Origin of the sequence: Sandarakinorhabdus sp. (assembly GCF_031422795.1) — a bacterium.
GTDB lineage: Bacteria > Pseudomonadota > Alphaproteobacteria > Sphingomonadales > Sphingomonadaceae > Sandarakinorhabdus.
Window position 1 is genome coordinate 1 of sequence record NZ_JANPML010000149.1, and the last position, 16,903, is coordinate 16,903.

General features: G+C 64.8%; 15 protein-coding genes and 1 tRNA gene. 14 read left to right on the forward strand and 2 right to left on the reverse strand.

Annotated elements, in window-relative coordinates:
* The coding region (locus RMO81_RS05490) for an indolepyruvate ferredoxin oxidoreductase family protein (RefSeq protein ID WP_310474761.1) at positions 1-2,133 on the reverse strand (2,133 nt) is incomplete at its 3' end.
* A 226-nt stretch (positions 2,134-2,359) separates the two neighbouring features.
* Here RMO81_RS05490 and RMO81_RS05495 point away from each other — a divergent pair.
* From RMO81_RS05495 to RMO81_RS05510, 4 genes are all read left to right on the forward strand, one after another.
* Positions 2,360-2,929: a CHRD domain-containing protein gene (locus tag RMO81_RS05495; RefSeq protein WP_310474763.1), complete on the forward strand. Its 570-nt coding sequence runs from the start codon at positions 2,360-2,362 to the stop codon at positions 2,927-2,929.
* A 79-nt stretch (positions 2,930-3,008) separates the two neighbouring features.
* A complete protein-coding gene (locus RMO81_RS05500) occupies positions 3,009-3,713 on the forward strand; it encodes an endonuclease/exonuclease/phosphatase family protein (RefSeq protein WP_310474764.1) in 705 nt (234 codons plus the stop codon).
* Positions 3,710-5,107 (forward strand): phospholipase D family protein, encoded by a 1,398-nt coding sequence (locus tag RMO81_RS05505; protein WP_310474765.1) that lies wholly within the window; start codon positions 3,710-3,712, stop codon positions 5,105-5,107. The genes RMO81_RS05500 and RMO81_RS05505 overlap by 4 nt, the downstream gene beginning before the upstream one ends.
* 50 nt (positions 5,108-5,157) lie before the next feature.
* Positions 5,158-6,921, forward strand: coding sequence for a hypothetical protein (locus tag RMO81_RS05510; RefSeq protein WP_310474766.1), 1,764 nt, complete (start codon positions 5,158-5,160; stop codon positions 6,919-6,921).
* Here the strand turns inward: RMO81_RS05510 and RMO81_RS05515 are convergent.
* A complete protein-coding gene (locus RMO81_RS05515) occupies positions 6,918-8,609 on the reverse strand; it encodes a formate--tetrahydrofolate ligase (protein WP_310474767.1) in 1,692 nt (563 codons plus the stop codon). The two genes, RMO81_RS05510 and RMO81_RS05515, sit on opposite strands and share 4 nt — an antisense overlap.
* Positions 8,610-8,692: 83 nt before the next feature.
* On the opposite strand from RMO81_RS05515, the gene RMO81_RS05520 reads away from it, so the two are divergent.
* The 10 genes from RMO81_RS05520 to RMO81_RS05565 form a co-directional block, all read left to right on the forward strand.
* On the forward strand, positions 8,693-10,114 hold the full coding sequence (locus RMO81_RS05520) for a cytochrome ubiquinol oxidase subunit I (protein WP_310474768.1): 1,422 nt from the start codon (positions 8,693-8,695) through the stop codon (positions 10,112-10,114).
* Positions 10,115-10,118: 4 nt separating this feature from the next.
* A complete protein-coding gene (cydB, locus tag RMO81_RS05525) occupies positions 10,119-11,123 on the forward strand; it encodes a cytochrome d ubiquinol oxidase subunit II (RefSeq protein ID WP_310474769.1) in 1,005 nt (334 codons plus the stop codon).
* Positions 11,116-11,229 (forward strand): DUF2474 domain-containing protein, encoded by a 114-nt coding sequence (locus RMO81_RS05530; protein WP_310474770.1) that lies wholly within the window; start codon positions 11,116-11,118, stop codon positions 11,227-11,229. The genes cydB and RMO81_RS05530 overlap by 8 nt, the downstream gene beginning before the upstream one ends.
* A gap of 225 nt (positions 11,230-11,454) precedes the next feature.
* On the forward strand, positions 11,455-11,775 hold the full coding sequence (locus RMO81_RS05535) for a superinfection immunity protein (RefSeq protein WP_310474771.1): 321 nt from the start codon (positions 11,455-11,457) through the stop codon (positions 11,773-11,775).
* Between the two features lie 115 nt (positions 11,776-11,890).
* Positions 11,891-11,975 (forward strand) — tRNA-Leu (locus RMO81_RS05540).
* Between the two features lie 77 nt (positions 11,976-12,052).
* Positions 12,053-13,630, forward strand: a complete 1,578-nt coding sequence (tig, locus tag RMO81_RS05545; protein ID WP_310474772.1) for a trigger factor — start codon at positions 12,053-12,055, stop codon at positions 13,628-13,630.
* Between the two features lie 29 nt (positions 13,631-13,659).
* Positions 13,660-14,592: an acyltransferase gene (locus RMO81_RS05550; protein ID WP_310474773.1), complete on the forward strand. Its 933-nt coding sequence runs from the start codon at positions 13,660-13,662 to the stop codon at positions 14,590-14,592.
* A 97-nt stretch (positions 14,593-14,689) separates the two neighbouring features.
* Complete coding sequence (locus RMO81_RS05555) at positions 14,690-15,691, forward strand: acyltransferase (protein WP_310474774.1); 1,002 nt, start codon at positions 14,690-14,692, stop codon at positions 15,689-15,691.
* Between the two features lie 19 nt (positions 15,692-15,710).
* Entirely contained in the window at positions 15,711-16,355 is a 645-nt protein-coding gene (gene clpP / locus RMO81_RS05560; protein WP_310474776.1) for an ATP-dependent Clp endopeptidase proteolytic subunit ClpP, read from the forward strand.
* A 215-nt stretch (positions 16,356-16,570) separates the two neighbouring features.
* Positions 16,571-16,903 (forward strand): ClpX C4-type zinc finger protein (locus tag RMO81_RS05565; RefSeq protein WP_310474777.1); only part of this gene is annotated, 333 nt, incomplete at its 3' end.

Sequence of the window (16,903 nt, forward strand, 5' to 3'; positions counted from 1 at the left end):
GCCATGGCCGGGCGCCGGGATCACCGGATCAGCCAGGTTGCCCACATCGAATTCCGCCTTGGATTTCTTCACTTCGGCATCGTCCACCGTCACGAAGCTGGGGCAGAAGCCTTTGACGCAGCTGTAATCCTTGTTGCAGCTCGATTGGTTGATGCGGCGCTTGCGGCCGAATTCGGTTTCCACCGGCTCGACGGAGACGCAGTTGGATTGCACCGAACAATCGCCGCAGCCTTCGCAGGTGGCGGTGTTGATGAAGATGCGGCGGGCCGGATCAACCAGCTGCTTGCGCTTGCGACGGCGACGCTTTTCGGCGGCGCAGGTCTGATCGAAGATGATCACCGTGCAGCCCGGTGTGGCGGCGAATTCCTGGGAAATATTCTCCAGCTCACCGCGATCGAGCAGGCGCACGGCTTTCGGGATGGTGACGCCCTTATATCGGGCAAGGTCTTCGGTGAGGATGACGACCTTTTTGGCATGTTCGGCCAGCATCTGCGCAGCGATCTGATCGACCGACAATTCGCCGTCGTGCTTTTGGCCACCGGTCATGGCGACAGCATCGTTATACAGGATCTTGTAGGTGATGTTGACGCCGGCCGCGATGGACTGGCGGATGGCGAGAATGCCGGAATGGAAATAGGTGCCGTCGCCCACATTGGCGAACACGTGGTTTTCGCCAACGAACGGGGCTTCACCCACCCAGGTCACGCCTTCGCCGCCCATCTGGGTAAAGGTTTCGGCGCGGTCCATCCACAGTGCCATGATGTGGCAGCCGATGCCGGCCAAGGCGCGCTGGCCTTCTGGCGCCTTGGTAGAGGTGTTGTGCGGGCAGCCGGAGCAGAAATAGGGGCTGCGCTTCACCGGCGTCTGATAGGCGGCGGCCTTGCCGGCCTGATCGCGGAAGAAGGCCAGCGCAGCGCGAATCCGATCGGTGTCGTGGAAATGCTGCAGGCGAGCGGCAATCACATGGGCGATGACGCCGGGCGAAAGCTCGTTGTCGGGGCTGAGCAGCCATTCGCCGCTCTCGTCATGCTTGCCGACAACGCGCGGGCGCACGGACTCGCGCCAGTTATACAGCTGCCATTTCAGCTGATGCTCGACGAATTCGCGCTTTTCCTCGATCACGAGCACTTCATCGAGGCCTTCGGCAAAGGCGCGCATGCCATCGGGCTCCAGCGGCCACGGCATGCCGACCTTGTAGACCTTGAGGCCGATATCGGCGGCGACCTTGGCATCGATGCCCAGTTCGTCCAGCGCTTCCATCGTGTCGGCAAAGGCCTTGCCGGTGGAAACGATGCCGATGCGCGGGCGCGGTGAATCCCACACCACGCGGTCGATGCCGTTGGCCTTGGCAAACGCCATGGCGGCAAAGCCCTTGTAGCGTTGCAGGCGGGTGTCTTCCTCGCGCCAGATATCGCCGGGGCGGATGTGGACGCCGCCATCGGGGAATTCGAACTGGGGGATGATGATGGAGCGGTTTTCGTGCGATAAATCGACGGTGGCGCTGGTTTCCACCGTGTCAGCCGTTGCCTTGAAGCCAACCCAGGTGCCGGCAAAACGGCTCATGGCGATGCCCAGCAGGCCATATTCGACGAATTCATGCACCGATGAAGGCGCCAGGAACGGCACGAAGGCGGCCTGGAAATTATGGTCGCTCTGGTGGGGCAGGGTGGAGGATTTGGCGCCGTGATCATCGCCCACGATGGCGAGCACGCCGCCATGGGCCGAGGTGCCGGCAGCGTTGCCGTGCTTGAGCACATCCATGGCGCGATCAAGGCCGGGGCCCTTGCCATACCAGATGCCGAACACGCCATCGCGCTGCGCCGACGGGTTCAGCGCCACATGTTGGCTGCCCCACACCGCGGTGGCACCCAGTTCCTCGTTCACGCCGGGAACGAAGTGGATATCCTGTTCCTTCAGCCACTTCTTGGCGCGCCACAATTCCTGATCATACCCGCCCAGCGGTGAACCGCGATAGCCGGAAATGAAGCCGCCAGTGTTGAGCCCGGCGGCGGTATCGCGCCATTTCTGCACCAGCGGAAGTCTGACAAGGGCTTGCACGCCCGACATGAACACCCGGCCATCGCGAAAGCGGTATTTGTCTTCCAGGCTTACTGGCGGCAGTCCGGCGACCATATGCTGTTCCCAATCTTCCAATATTGGTCAATAATACTGTCCTTTCTCGGCAAACGCAAGCGCCTCCCGAAAGCAAGAACCCCGCCGCTGCGACCCCGACGCTGCGACCCCGACGCTGCGACATTGTGTCAATCTGCTGCGACCATCTTGCCGCTGAACCACAGGCCGCACTCCGGCGTATATGGTTAAGCGAGGGTATTGCCCCTCGGCCAATGAGGGTTCACCCATGATCAAGGCCATGTTGTTCGGCGCTGCGGCGCTGATGATTGCTGCAAGTCCAGCCACCGCCACCACTTTTCGCGGCACATTTTCCGGCGCCAACGAAGTGCCGGTTCGTGCCAGCGCGGGCACTGGCATCGGTGATTTCCGCATCAGTGATGATAATCGCTTTGCGACTGTCCAGATCAACTTTACCGGGGTGACCGGCCCGCTTCGGGCAGCCCATATCCACTGCTGCGCCTTGCCGACAGCCAACGGCCCTGTCGCCATCGATTTTGCACCGCCGGCGATCAGCAGTGGTTCGATCAGCCGCCTGTTCGATCTCACGCTCGGCTCCACCTACACTTCTGGCTTCCTGACCGCCGGCGGCGGCACTGCAGCCGGCGCCCAGGCGCGTCTGCTGGCCGGCCTCAACGCTGGCCAGGGCTATTTCAACCTGCACACCGCTGCCTTCCCGGGCGGTGAAATTCGCGCCAACCTGAGCGCAATCCCCGAACCGTCCAGCTGGGCGATGCTGCTTGCGGGCTTTGGCCTGGTTGGCGGCACACTGCGCCGTCGCCGGTTGGTTGCGGCCTGATTGATCATTCGTCGGCTGGCCGGGCACTCGCTCGGCCAGCCGATTATTGTCACGGCCGCGCCTGTGCTAGCGTGACCGGGTGACGCTCATCATTGCCAGTTACAACATCCACAAGGCTGTCGGCACCGATGGCCGGCGCGAGCCCGAACGCATCCTTGCTGTGCTGGACGAGATCGGCGCCGATGTGGCCGTGCTGCAAGAGGCGGACACGCGGCTGGGCCTGCGCACTTCGGTGCTGCCCGAACCCTTGCTGCGCGCGCGCGGCTGGCAGGCGGCGCCGCTGGGCCAACAGCATCACGAAGGCCGCGCGGCGCTGGGCTGGCATGGCAATGCTGTGCTGGTGCGCGGCGATGTGCGGCTTACGCACAGTCACCGCATCACGCTGCCATCACTGGAGCCGCGCGGGGCGGTGCTGGCAGATATCGCGCACGGCAATCACGTGCTGCGGCTGGTCGGCGCGCATCTCGATCTGTCGGGCCTGGCGCGCGCCCGGCAGATGCACGCCATCATCGATGCGGTGGCACGCGCGCCCGGCAATCCGCCGGAGCTGGTGATGGGCGATTTCAACGAATGGCGAAAGGGCGGCGCGGCGCTCGCGGCGTTGGCGCGGCACTGGCGCGAAGTGGCGCTGGGCCCCAGTTTTCCGGCGCGGCTGCCGATCGGCCGGCTGGACCGGGTGTTTGCGCATCATGCCCTTCACCTGGCCGAAGCGTCTGTCCATGCCTCGGCCCTGGCGCGGGTGGCATCGGATCATCTGCCCATTTTCGTCCGGCTGGCCGCATGACGCTGGCACTGGCCCGGCTGTGCGAATCGCACCCTGGCCGCAGCGGGGTGCAATTGCTCGACGACGGCCCGGCGGCGCTGGCGGTGCGCATTGCGCTGATCCGGCGGGCGCAGACCAACATCGATGTGCAATATTATATCTGGCGCGATGATGTCGCCGGCCGGCTGCTGCTGGATGAACTGGCCGAAGCGTCAGCGCGCGGGGTGAGGGTGCGGCTGCTGCTCGATGATTTCGGCTGCGCGGCGGTGGAGCATCTGGTGACGGCGCTGCCCGGCCTCACCGTGCGGCTGTTCAATCCGGCCCGCCTGCGCTGGCCGCGCTGGCCCAATGCCGTGTTCGATTTTGCCCGCCTGAATCGGCGCATGCACAACAAGAGCCTGACGGTGGACGGCATCGCCACCGTGATCGGCGGCCGCAACATCGGCGATGAATATTTCGATGCCGGCCATGTGGAACTGGCGGCCGATCTCGATGCGCTGGCCATTGGTGCGATTGCCGGCGAAGTGGCCGCCGATTTCCAGCGTTATTGGGATTGCCCGGAGGCGGTGCCGCTGGCCCGGCTGGCTCGCTCGGGCGCAAAGCCACTGCTGCCGGCCCCACCCGTTGACCGGCGCGCCACCTATCTGGCTGCTGCCGCCAGCCCGGCGACGCTCGCCCTGCTGGATGAATCGCAGGATTTCGAATGGGCGCCGCTCACCATGCTCAGCGATCCGCCCGAAAAGATCAGCGGCACATTGGCCGAGGCGGAGCTGATGCTGCCGCGATTGCTGACCACGATGGCGTCGGCCCGGCAGCGCCTGCTGCTGGTATCGGCCTATTTCGTGCCCACCCGTGCCAGCAAGGCGCTGCTCTGCGATCTGGCTGCACAGGGCGTGCGGGTTGATGTGCTCACCAACTCCCTGTTGTCCAACAATGTCGTTCTGGTTCACGCCTATTACGCGCCGTGGCGAAAGCGTTTGCTCAGCGCCGGGGTGCGGCTGTGGGAAATGCGCGGGGCGGAGGGGGATCGCGCGACGCTGGGCCTGATCCCGCGCCGCCTGCGCCGCCGCCGCCCGGCCACCAGCTTCTTTCGCGCCAGTGCCAGCGAACTCCACGCCAAAACCTATGTCGCCGATGGCCGCTGGCTGTTCGTCGGCTCGATGAACTTCGATCCGCGTTCGTGGCGGCTCAACACCGAAATGGGCTTCGTGATTGATTCACCGCGGCTGGCCAGCACGCTCGAAGCGGCGCTCGACGCCGGCCTGCCGCGCTTTGCCTGGGCGCTGGAACTGCACCAAGGCCAGCTTGGCTGGCGCGAGGATGACTATCTGATCCATCCCGAACCCGGCACCACCGCCCTGCAGCGCATCGCCCTGCGTCTGCTGGGCCGGCTGCCGCTCGCCGGCCTGTTCTAAGCCGGCCTGATCTGGCACACTGCAGTTGTCGCTGTTGGGGAAGGCCGACCATGATCAACGCTGCGCGCCATCTGCTGCTGCTTACGGGCCTGCTGGTGCCCGTCACGGCCAGCGAACCTGCGCTTTCACCGGCTCTGCTCGCCGCGCTTGACCCCACCACCCAGGCCGAAGCACTGTGCGCCCAGCGCGAGGGTGGCACCAGCCTGATGCGCGCCCTGATCGCGGCGGCTGCCGTGGCCGCGCCGGCCAGTGCGGCCGGCGGCACGCCGTTCCTGCCCGATCTTGCCGCCACCCCGTTGTCGCTGGCGCCGACGAAGGCCGATGTGCGGCTGTGGTTCACGCAAGGGTTGATGCTGGCCTATGGCTTCAACCATGCCGGCGCGGTGGCGGCGTTCCGCCGCGCCCAGCAGCTGGATCCGGCGTGTGCGCTGTGCTGGTGGGGAGAGGCGATGGCGCTGGGCCCCAACATCAACGCGCCGATGGACGGGCGCGACCGCCCGGCGGCGCTTGCTGCGCTGGAACGGGCGCTGGCCCTGAAGGACAGCGCCAGCCCCATGGGGCAATCACTGATCGCTGCGCTGGCCGCCCGCTATTCGCGCGACGAAAACGCGGATCGCGCCGCGCTGGATGCCGCCTATGCCGATGCCATGCTGGCAGTGGCCGCGCGTTACCCGCATGACGACGAGATCGCCGTGCTCACTGCCGAAGCGGTAATGGATACCTCGCCGTGGAATTACTGGCTGCCCGACGGCAAGCCGGTGGGCCGCAGCGGGGAGGCGGTGCGGCTGCTGGAAACCGTGCTGGCGCGCAATCCCGGCCACGCCCAGGCCGCGCACCTGTATATCCACATGATGGAACTGCCCGATCCGGCCCGGGCCGAAGCGGCGGCGGACCGGCTCGCCACGGCCAGCGTGGGCAGCGCCGCCCACCTGGTGCACATGCCGTCGCACATCTGGCACCGGCGCGGGCGTTATCAGGATTCGATCCGCGTCAACATCGCCGCCGCCCGCGCCGATGAAGCCTGGATTGCCGCCACTGGCGACAACGGCATGCTGCGCTATGGCTATTACCCGCACAATGTCCATTTCATCGTCACCTCGGCACTGATGGCGGGCGACATGGCCACCGTGATGCAGGAATCAAAGCGGCTGGCCAGCCTGCTCGATGCCGAAACCTCGGCCAGCCTGGGCACGGTGCAGGCGGTGGATGGTGCGCCCTATCAGGCCATGGCGATGATCGGCACGCCGGCCCAGATCCTGGCCATGCCGGCGCCCGATACGCGGCTGCCGCTGGCCGGCACCATGTATCATTTCGCCCGCGCCGTGGCTTTTGCGGGCACCGGCGATCGTGCGGCTTTCGATGCCGAACTGAAGGCGCTGGGAGCGCTCAAGGATCATCCCGGCACCAAGGCGCTGGTCGATCAGGCGGTGCCGTTGCCCGACATCATCCGGTTGGCCGACAATGTCGCGCGCGGGCGCTGGGCGATGGCAAAGGGGCTGCATGTCGTGGCCGCCGCGCATTTCCGCGTCGCCGCCGCCATCGAGACGCGCATTCCCTATATGGAGCCCAGTTACTGGCATTATCCGGTGAACCAGTCGCTGGGTGCGGCGCGGCTGCTGGCGGGCGATGCCGCCGGCGCGTCAGAGGCGTTCCGCGCGGCGCTGGCGCAGACGCCGCGCAACGGCTGGGCGCTCTTTGGCCTGGCGCGCAGCGAAGCGGCGGCCGGGCACAAGGCCGAGTCCGCCGCGGCCGAACTGGCTTTCCACCGTGCCTGGGCCGGCGATCCGAAATGGCTGAAGCTGGAGCGGCTTTAGCTCAATCCTTCGATCCGGCCTTCCGTATCAAGGTGGATGCCCAACGCTGAAGGCATTTTGGGCAGGCCGGGCATGGTGGCGATTTCGCCGGCCAGGGCAACGATAAAGCCGGCGCCGGCCGCCAGTCGCAGTTCGCGGATCGGCAGATCGTGGCCGAACACCGCGCCGCGCACTTTTTCGTCGGCGGTGAAGCTGTAGGGCGTCTTGGCGAGGCACACCGGCAGATTGGCGAGGCCTTCGTGGCGCAGCGCGGCGAGCTGCTTGTGTGCAGCTGCCGACAGGGTGACATGGGCGGCGCGGTGGATGCGGGTGGCGACGGTGGTGAGTGCGTCGAACACATCGGTGCCGGTGGCATAAAGCGGGGTGAAACTGGCGTGCGGATCGACATTGGCGTCGGCCAGGGCAGCGACGCTGCGCGCGAGCGCTTCGGCGCCGGCCGGGCCTTCGGCCCAGTGGTTGCACAGGTGGACGGCTACCCCAAGCGTGTCGCGGCAATACGCCAGCACAGCGGCCTGCTCTTCCGGTCGGTCGTTGCTGAATGCATTGATGGCCACCGCGACGGGCAAGCCGAGGCTTTGCAGATTTTCGACGTGACGCGCCAGCACCGCAAGCCCGCCGTGCAGCGCATGGGCATCGGCCTTGCCCAGATCAGCCAGGCCCGCGCCGCCATGATATTTGAGCGCGCGCACGGTGGCGACCACCACGGCGACGGCCGGGGCCAGCCCGGCAGAGCGGCACTTGATGTGGGCGAATTTCTCCGCGCCCAGATCCGCGCCAAAGCCGGCTTCTGTCACGGCAAATTCTCCCAGTGCCAGCGCGGCGCGGGTGGCGATCACCGAATTGCAGCCATGGGCGATATTGGCGAACGGCCCGCCGTGGATGAGGGCCGGGGAGCCGTGGATGGACTGCACCAGATTGGGCTGCATGGCATCGAGCAGCAGCGCCGCCATGGCACCGGCCGCGCCGATATCGCCAGCGGTGACCGGGTTGCCGGCGCTATCCTTGGCCACCCGGATGCGGGCAAGGCGGGCCTGCAGATCGGCCACATCGTCGGCAAGGCACAGGATGGCCATCACTTCAGACGCAACCGTGATGTCGAAGCCGGTTTCGCGCAGCGGGTGATTGCCGGTGCCCATGCCCGACACGATCTGCCTGAGCGCGCGGTCGTTCATGTCCAGCACGCGCCGCCACGTGACGGTGCGCGGGTTGATGGCGGCACCCGATGGCATCGGTGTCCCGAAATGCACCGCATTGTCGATCATCGCGGCGAGCAGATTGTGGGCCGAGGTGATGGCGTGGAAATCGCCGGTGAAATGCAGGTTGATCTTCTCCATCGGCAGCACCTGCGCCTGGCCGCCGCCGGTGGCGCCGCCCTTGCGGCCGAACACCGGGCCCAGGCTGGGCTCACGCAGCGCGATGACGGCGCGGCGGCCGATCCGGTTCAGCGCGTCGGCCAGGCCAACCGTTGTGGTGGTCTTGCCTTCCCCCGCCGGCGTCGGGTTCACTGCCGTCACCAGAATCAGCTTTCCCGGCACCCGCGCGCGCAATGCGGCCAGCGTTTTCGCACTGATCTTGGCGATATGGTGGCCGTAAGGCTCGATGTCGGCTTCCAACAGGCCCAGCGTGCTCGCAATGTCGCGGATGGGGCGCAATGTCGCTGCCCGCGCAATTTCAATGTCCGAAGCCATGATTCCCCGCCAGAAGGCCGCTTGTTGATCCCGCCTGCGCCTACACCGCTTGCGCCGTGCCGGGAAGGAGGCTGTTGGTCATCATGTTCGACGAAGTTTCCGCCCTTACGCTGGCCCGCATCCAGTTCGCCTTCACCGTGTCGTTCCACTTCATCTTCCCGGCCTTCTCGATCGGGTTGGCCAGCTATCTGGCTGTATTGGAAGGGCTGTGGCTGAAAACCGGCCGCGATGTCTATCTGCAGCTGTTCCACTATTGGCTGAAAATCTTTGCCATCGCCTTTGGCATGGGCGTCGTTTCGGGCATCGTCATGGCCTATCAGTTCGGCAGCAACTGGTCAGCGTTTTCGGACAAGGCCGGCCCGGTGATTGGCCCATTGATGGCCTATGAAGTGCTGTCGGCCTTCTTCCTGGAATCGGGTTTCCTGGGCGTCATGCTGTTCGGGCTGAACCGGGTCGGCAAGAAACTGCATTTCCTCGCCACCTGCCTGGTGGCCATCGGCACCACGGTTTCGGCGTTCTGGATCATCGTGGTCAACAGCTGGATGCAGACGCCGCAAGGCTTTGCCATTGGCGCCAATGGGCAATTTTATGCGACCGATTGGTGGCTGGTGATCTTCAACCCGTCCATGCCTTACCGCCTCACTCACACATTGCTGGGTGCGTATCTCACCACTGCCCTCGTGGTGGGGGCGGTCGGTGCGTTTCACCTGCTGAAGGACCGCAAGCTGAACCGTGCCGCCCAGCCGGCGACGCGGATCATGTTTGCCATGGCGATGGGCATGGTCGCCGTGACCGCGCCGCTGCAGGTGCTGGCCGGCCACGAGCATGGCGTGAACACGTTGCAGCACCAACCGGCGAAGATCGCGGCGATGGAAGGCCATTATGAAAGTTACGACCGCGCTTCGCCGCTGATCCTGTTCGGCGTGCCCGATGATGCCGCGCAGAAAATGCATTATAAGGTGGAAATCCCGGCGCTGGGCAGCCTGGTGCTGCAACATGATATCGAGGCCGCCACCACGGGCCTCGACAAGGTGCTCCCGCAAAACCGCGCCAAGGTGGCCTTCCCCTTCTATGCCTTCCGCGTGATGGTGGGCTTGGGTGTCCTTATGCTGTTGCTCGGCGGCTGGGCGGCGTTCAATGCGCTGCGTGGCCGCCTGTTCGACAATGTCTGGCAGCAGCGCCTCGCGCTGGCGATGGGGCCGGCCGGATTCGTGGCGGTGCTGGCGGGCTGGATCACCACGGAAACCGGCCGCCAGCCCTTCACCATTTTCGGTCTGTTGCGCACCGCCGACAGTGCCTCGCCGCTGGCAGCCCCCGCCGTCGCCGCCTCGCTGATTGCCTTTGTCATCGTCTATTTCTTTGTGTTCGGGGTTGGCACCTGGTTCATCATCAAGCTGATGGCGACCGAGCCCACGCCGGGAGAACCCGAAGCTTCCGATGAAGAAGCGGTCGAAGTCGGCAGCGTGCCGCCCGAGGCCGCAATCGGCCTGCAGCCAGCGGAGTGACGCGATGGCACCCGATCCCTTCCTCACCCTCGTCTGGGCTGGCATCATTGGCCTGGCGATTTTCATCTACGTCGTCACCGACGGCTTTGATCTGGGCATCGGCATCCTGTTTCCTGGCCTGAAGCCGGGGCCGGAGCGGGAAACTGCCATCGCCACCATCAAGCCGGTGTGGGACGCCAACCAGACTTGGCTGGTGCTGGGCGGCGGCGGTGTGTTCGCAGCCTTTCCGCTGGCTTATGCAATCCTGATGCCGGCTGTTTATGCGCCCCTGATCGCCATGCTGCTGGGCCTGATCTTTCGCGGCGTCGCCTTCAAATATCGCGCTCGCACCACGCGCATCTGGCTGTGGGATTTCGCCTTTTTTGCGGGTTCCACGCTGGCGGCGTTCGCGCAGGGCGTGATCCTTGGCGCGGTGCTGCAAGGCGTGAAGGTTTCAGGTCGCAGCTATGCCGGCGGCTGGTGGGATTGGCTGTCGCCGTTCTCGCTGCTCACCGGTGCCTCGGTGGTGGCGGCCTATGCGCTGCTGGGCGCGTGCTGGCTGATCTGGCGTACCGAAGGCGCCGTGCAGGATCATGCCTATCGCATGGCGTGGCGCGGCGGCGCGGCCAGCTTTGCCGCCATCGCATCGGTCAGCCTGTCCACGCCGTTCCTGAACCATGATTATTTCAGCCGCTGGTTCGAAGCGCCGGGCCTCTATTTCTCGGCACCGGTGCCGATCCTGCTGGCCATTACCGGCCTGCTGTTCATCCGCGCCCTCAAGCGCCGAGCCGAGGTCGCGCCCTTCCTGCTCGCCGAACTGCTGTTCCTGCTCACCTTTGTCGGGCTGGGCATTTCCATCTTTCCGTGGGCGGTGCCGGGGCAGGTAACGATCTGGCAGGCGGCTACGGCGGCCAACGCGCAAAGCTTCATGCTGGTCGGTGTGGGCCTGCTGCTGCCGGTGATCCTGGGTTACACCGCCTATGGCTATTGGCTGTTCCGCGGCAAGGTCGGGGCCGAGGGTTATGCCTGAAACGCCGCTGTCGCGCCGGCTGGTCTGGTTCGTTGGCCTGTGGGCGGCCGGCGTAGCGGTTGTCGGCGCCGTGGGCCTGCTGATCCGCACCTGGCTGCTGGGCTGATTCCGCTCGCCCGCGCCGCCATTTCCCCAAAATGGGGCATTTTATGGCGATTTTTGTTTCTAAATGGTTACATTTTGTCTTGCAGTATCGTTAACAACACGTAAATTTGACATCTGCTAGCAACGCGACTCGGCGCATTGCGGGCAGGCGGCTCGGTCATCCTTGGGGAAGGGTGCCGGCGGAGTTTCGCTCCGGCTGCGTCTTGTTGAGCGTACGGAGGCGTATATGGTTGCAGGCACAACAGCTCTGACGGTTATCGTCGGGATCTTCATTTTTCTGTGCGTGTTCAATTTCCTGCCGGCCTGCGTCGCCTATGTGAACCGCCACCCGGATCGCCACCTGCTCGCCGCCCTCAACGTCGTCTCATTGTTTTCCTTTGCGCTGTGGATCGCCCTTATGGCGTGGGCCGTTTCGGGCACCAGCAGCCATCCGATGATCCAGCGCTTTGTCGGCTCGCCGCAGCGCCGCCGTCGCCTTGTCGCTTCGGTCTCGGCGCTGGTCCTGGCCGGCTTTGCCACCACGGCGGTCTCGCTCAACCTCGCCTGATCGCGCCGGCGGCTTGCAAGCCGTCACTTCGCGCTTTCCTTCTGTCGGCGCAGACGCCATTGCCGCCTTGCACTCCGGAATGTGGCTGCTATAGGCGGGCGCTCGTTTCCCGAGTGCGGGCGTGGCGGAATTGGTAGACGCGCTGGATTTAGGTTCCAGTGTCGAGAGACGTGGGGGTTCGAGTCCCTTCGCCCGCACCATCATGCTGCTGCCCGTTTCGGCTGAACTACGGGCCAAACGCGCCAGAATTTCAACATTCAACACGACGGATTCCTCGATGCAGATTGCCGAAATCACCAACCAGGGCCTGCGCCGCGCTTATTCGCTGGTGATCCCCGCCGATGCCATTGCCGCCCGCCTCGATGCGCGCCTGGCCGAAGTCTCCAAGACGATCAAGATGCCCGGCTTCCGCCCCGGCAAGGTGCCCGCCAATCTGGTGAAGAAGATGCACGGCCCGGCCCTGCGCGGTGAAGCGCTGCAGGCGGCCGTGAACGACGGGGTCAACAAGGTGATCGCCGATCACGGCCTGCGCCCGGCGACCCAGCCGCAGGTGGATGTCGATGGCGAACTGCTGGACGAAGGCGATGCCCGCTTCACCGTGTCCCTCGAAATCCTGCCGACCATCGAAGATGTGAAGGCCAGCGATCTGGCGCTGGAAAAGCTAGTGGTCCCGGCTGACGACGCCGCCATGGATGCAGCGCTCGCCCGCCTCGCCGAATCGGCGCAGCGCAGCGAACCCGCTCCGGCCAAGCACAAGGCCAAGACCGGCGACACGGTGGTGATCGATTTCGAAGGCAAGGTGGATGGCGTGCCGTTCGATGGCGGCAAGGGCGAAGGCATGCGGGTCAAGATCGGCTCCGGCCAGCTCATCCCCGGCTTTGAAGACCAGCTGATCGGCGCCAAGGCCAATGAACAGCGCACCCTGAAAGTGAGCTTCCCGGCCGATTACGGCGCCGCCAACCTGGCCGGCAAGCCAGCTGAGTTCGACGTGACGGTGACTGGCGTGGAAGTGCCGGCCGAAACCAAGCTGGACGATGAATTCGCCAAGGGCTTCGGCCTCGACAGCCTCGATGCGCTGAAGGAAATCCTCAAGGACCAGCTCGATGCCGAACTCGGCACGCTGTCGCGCACCTACCTCAAGCGCAAGCTGCTCGACACCCTGGCTGCCCGTCATGATTTCGACGTGCCGGAATCGATGGTCGAAGCCGAATTCCAACAGATATGGCAGACGCTGGAAGGCGAAGCCGCCCGTGAAGCCGATCCGGAAGCCGCTCGCGCCGAAATCGAAGCCGAGCGCGAAGATTATCGCCGCATCGCCGTGCGCCGCGTGCGCCTGGGCCTGCTGCTGTCGGAAATCGGCCAGCGCAATGGCGTGAATGTTTCCCAGGCCGAAATGAACCGCCTGATCGGCCAGGAAGCTGCGCGCTATGCCCCGGCTGAACAGCAGAAGGCGGTGAAGTTCTTCCAGGAAAACGCCATGGCCGCCATGCAGCTGCGCGCGCCGCTGTATGAAGACAAGGTGGTGGATTTCCTGATTGGTCAGGCCGCGATCACCGAACGCAGCGTGACCCGCGCTGAACTGGAAGCCGCAATCGAAAGCGAAGACGAGTCCCCCAATGCTTCTGGCGCCGGTCACGTCCACGGCCCGGGTTGTGGCCATGATCACGATCATGACCATGCGCCCGCCAAGCCGAAGAAGGCGGCCAAGGCCAAGGCCGAACCGGCCGCTGAGACGGCAGAACCAGTGAAAAAGGCGCCTGCCAAGAAGGCAGTAGCCAAGCAGGCCGATGCCGAGCCGGCCGCTGAAGCCGCTCCTGCCAAGCCCAAGAAGGCCGCCAAAAAAGCCGCCGAGTAATGCCGCAGCTGCGGCTGCTCGGTCCTGGCATGCTGCGATTCGTCCTCGCAGCGATGGTGGTGGTTTCACACCTCACCAGCCTGAATATCGGCCGACCAGCCGTGCTGCTGTTCTTCATGCTCAGTGGCTATTGGGTGTCGCGTCTGCTTGCCGGCTGGCAGGCCAGCGTGCCGGCCTTTTATGTCAGTCGAACCCTGCGGGTCTGGCCGCTCTATGCCGTCACCACCGTGGTGGCCTGGCTGCTCCACGCTCATGCCTCACCAGTGCGCCCGGAAAGCCTGTGGTCGGCGCTCACCTTGCTTGGGCTGGCGGCGCGTTCCGGGGACGTGATTGGCGTGTCGTGGTCGCTTGATATCGAACTGCAATTCTATCTGGCCATCCCGTTGATCACCCTGGCGGCGCAGCGACTGCCGCCGCGCTGGCTGTTGGCGATCGCCGTGGCGGCCTTTGGCCTGGGTATCGCGCTGTTTGCCGCGCATGTGCCCACACTGCTTTTTTATCTGCCGGCCTTTCTTGCCGGGTTTGCCTTCTATCGCCTGCACTGGCAGCCCAGCGGCAGTCAGGTCCGCGCCAGCCTTGTCGCCGCGGCGGCCTTTACGCTGGCCGCCGCCATGGTGCCGGCGCTGGGCGGGTTGTTGTTCAAGGCGCAGTTCACCGACAGCCTGGCCGAGAATCTTGGCCACATGGCGTGGATCCTGCTGCTGGCGCCCTTTGTGGCGTGGAACATCAACCAGCCGTCGGACCGGCTTGATCGCTGGCTCGGCGATCTGTCTTACCCGCTCTACCTGGTGCACCTGCCGGTGGTGCGGCTGCTCGCCGAGGTGATGCCGATGACCAGTGCCGGCAGCAAGCTGGTGGCCGTCGTGGCCATCATGGTGGTGAGCATCGCATTGTTCATGGGCATCGATCGGCCGCTGGAAGCCCGCCGCCAGCGCCTGTGGCGCAAAGCCAGGCCGGCTTAACTCTCGCTGTTTGCGGTCGTGACTCACGGGTGAAGCGTGGCTGCGCTCACCGGGGGGACTGGTCCACTGTGTCGCGCCGCCCGGAAGGACGCGTCCGATGCTGCTTGCCCGCCTTCGACCCGGCCCAGGCGCCCTGCGGCTGCTGCTGGCGCTGGTCGTGTTGGTGTCGCACATGTCGGCGCTCAATATCGGGCGACCGGCCGTGGTGCTGTTCTTCGTGCTCAGCGGCTATTGGGTGTCGCGGCGCTGGCACAGCAGCAACCAGAGCATCACCGGCTTTGTCATGGGGCGTTTCCTGCGCGTCTGGCCGCTGTTTGCGCTGGTGTCCGGCGTGACATGGTTGATGTTTGGCGCCGTCGGCCTGCCAAGATCGACCGATCTTCCGGCTGGCCTGCTGCTGCTGGGCAGCGCCAGCCGTGGTGATCTGCTGCTGTCCGTGGACTGGTCGCTGGATCTGGAACTGCAATTCTACCTTGCCTTGCCGCTGATGTGGCTGTTGGTGCGGCGCTTATCGGGCCTGCAACTGGGGCTGGTGGCTGGTATCGCCTGGTGTGTGGGCATCTGGCTGATGACGCGCGGCGCCTGGAGCTTCCTGTTGTATCTGCCGGCCTTCGCTGCCGGCATGTGGCTCACCCGGGTGCGGTGGCAATGGAGTGCGGGCCCGGTGCTCGCCGGGCTGGCGCTGTTTGCCGTTATCGGCGCCGGGCTGGCCGCCTGGCCGGCAACCCGGCCGCTGGTGTTCAAGGCGGACGGATTTTCTCCCGTCCTGGAGCAGTTGGCGCATCTGGCCTGGTCGCTGCCCTTGCTGCCGCTGGTGGCCTGGGTGCTGGCCGGCCCCAGTTCGGCGCGCGACAAGGCCTTGGGCGATGCATCCTATGCGCTGTATCTGGTGCATGCGCCGGTGATCGCTTTGCTGGCCGCGTTGGCGCCCTTGCACGGGATGGCGTTCAAGCTGGCGGCGCTGCCGATCATTGCCATTGTGGCCTACGCCTTGTTCCGCTGGATCGATCAGCCGCTGGAAATCGCACGCCGCCACGGCCCTGTGCTGCCATGGACTGGCTTTGCCCCCTTGAACTTGCGCCGCAAACGTCCGAACTAGGGGATCAAAGGAGTCTGTCATGATCAATCCGACCGCCGGCCCTATCACGTCCGGTCTCGTTCCCATCGTCATCGAAAGTTCGAACCGCGGTGAACGCAGTTTCGATATCTTCTCCCGCCTGCTGCGCGATCGCATCGTGTTCGTGAACGGCCAGGTGGAAGACACGATGGCGTCGCTGATCGTGGCCCAATTGCTCTTTCTGGAATCGGAAAATCCCAAGAAAGACATCTACATGTACATCAATTCGCCGGGCGGGGTCGTCACCTCGGGCATGGCGATTTACGACACGATGCAATATATCCGCCCGGATGTGGCCACCGTGTGCGTGGGCCAGGCGGCATCGATGGGCAGTTTCCTGTTGTCGGCCGGCGCGCCGGGCAAGCGCATCGCGCTGAAGAATGCCCGCATCATGATTCACCAGCCTTCGGGCGGGGCGCAGGGCATGGCATCGGATATCGAAATCCAGGCGCGTGAGATTCTGCGCATGCGCGCCAGCCTGAACGAACTTTATGCCAAGCACACCGGCAAGGATATTGGCTTCATCGAAGCGGCGATGGACCGCGACAAGTTCATGAGCCCGGAGGAAGCCCAGGAATTCGGCCTGATCGATGCCGTGATGGAAAAACGCCCGCTGCCGACCGAAGGTGAGCAATTGGCCGCCTGAACGGCCATGATTGGAGCGTTTGCTGCCAGCATGGTTGCAATGATGTGACAGTTTGGCGGCGGCCGCCCTTGCGGCAAGGGCCGAATCATCGCTACACTGTTTGGCCGGTGGCATAACTGGCACTGATTATCGGTGCCGGTGCAGCCAAGTCACCTTGACGATTGCCGGCATGTAAAAGGCCAGCCCGAACACGGCGGGCCAGAGGAAGGACAACCATGACGAAGCTGGGCGGCAGCGATAGCAAAGGCACGCTTTACTGCAGCTTCTGTGGCAAGAGCCAGCACGAGGTCAGGAAGCTGATCGCGGGCCCGACCGTTTTCATCTGCGATGAATGCGTGGAGCTGTGCAACGACATCATCCGCGAGGAAACCAAGACGGCGCTGGTGAAAAAATCCGGCGACGTTCCAACCCCGCGTGAAATCTGCAAGGTGCTCGATGATTATGTGATCGGCCAGTTCCACGCCAAACGCGTGCTCTCGGTCGCGGTCCATAATCACTACAAGCGCTTGAACCACGGCGGCAAGGGTGCCGAAGTGGAACTGGCCAAA

Bases quoted from the DNA above. Each gene is read 5' to 3' on its own strand.
- RMO81_RS05495 (WP_310474763.1), top strand. From the start codon at position 2,360: ATGATCAAGGCCATGTTGTTCGGCGCTGCGGCGCTGATGATTGCTGCA.
- RMO81_RS05505 (WP_310474765.1), top strand. From the start codon at position 3,710: ATGACGCTGGCACTGGCCCGGCTGTGCGAATCGCACCCTGGCCGCAGC.
- RMO81_RS05510 (WP_310474766.1), top strand. From the start codon at position 5,158: ATGATCAACGCTGCGCGCCATCTGCTGCTGCTTACGGGCCTGCTGGTG.
- RMO81_RS05515 (WP_310474767.1), bottom strand. From the start codon at position 8,609: ATGGCTTCGGACATTGAAATTGCGCGGGCAGCGACATTGCGCCCCATC.
- RMO81_RS05520 (WP_310474768.1), top strand. From the start codon at position 8,693: ATGTTCGACGAAGTTTCCGCCCTTACGCTGGCCCGCATCCAGTTCGCC.
- cydB (WP_310474769.1), top strand. From the start codon at position 10,119: ATGGCACCCGATCCCTTCCTCACCCTCGTCTGGGCTGGCATCATTGGC.
- RMO81_RS05530 (WP_310474770.1), top strand. From the start codon at position 11,116: ATGCCTGAAACGCCGCTGTCGCGCCGGCTGGTCTGGTTCGTTGGCCTG.
- RMO81_RS05535 (WP_310474771.1), top strand. From the start codon at position 11,455: ATGGTTGCAGGCACAACAGCTCTGACGGTTATCGTCGGGATCTTCATT.
- tig (WP_310474772.1), top strand. From the start codon at position 12,053: ATGCAGATTGCCGAAATCACCAACCAGGGCCTGCGCCGCGCTTATTCG.
- RMO81_RS05550 (WP_310474773.1), top strand. From the start codon at position 13,660: ATGCTGCGATTCGTCCTCGCAGCGATGGTGGTGGTTTCACACCTCACC.
- RMO81_RS05555 (WP_310474774.1), top strand. From the start codon at position 14,690: ATGCTGCTTGCCCGCCTTCGACCCGGCCCAGGCGCCCTGCGGCTGCTG.
- clpP (WP_310474776.1), top strand. From the start codon at position 15,711: ATGATCAATCCGACCGCCGGCCCTATCACGTCCGGTCTCGTTCCCATC.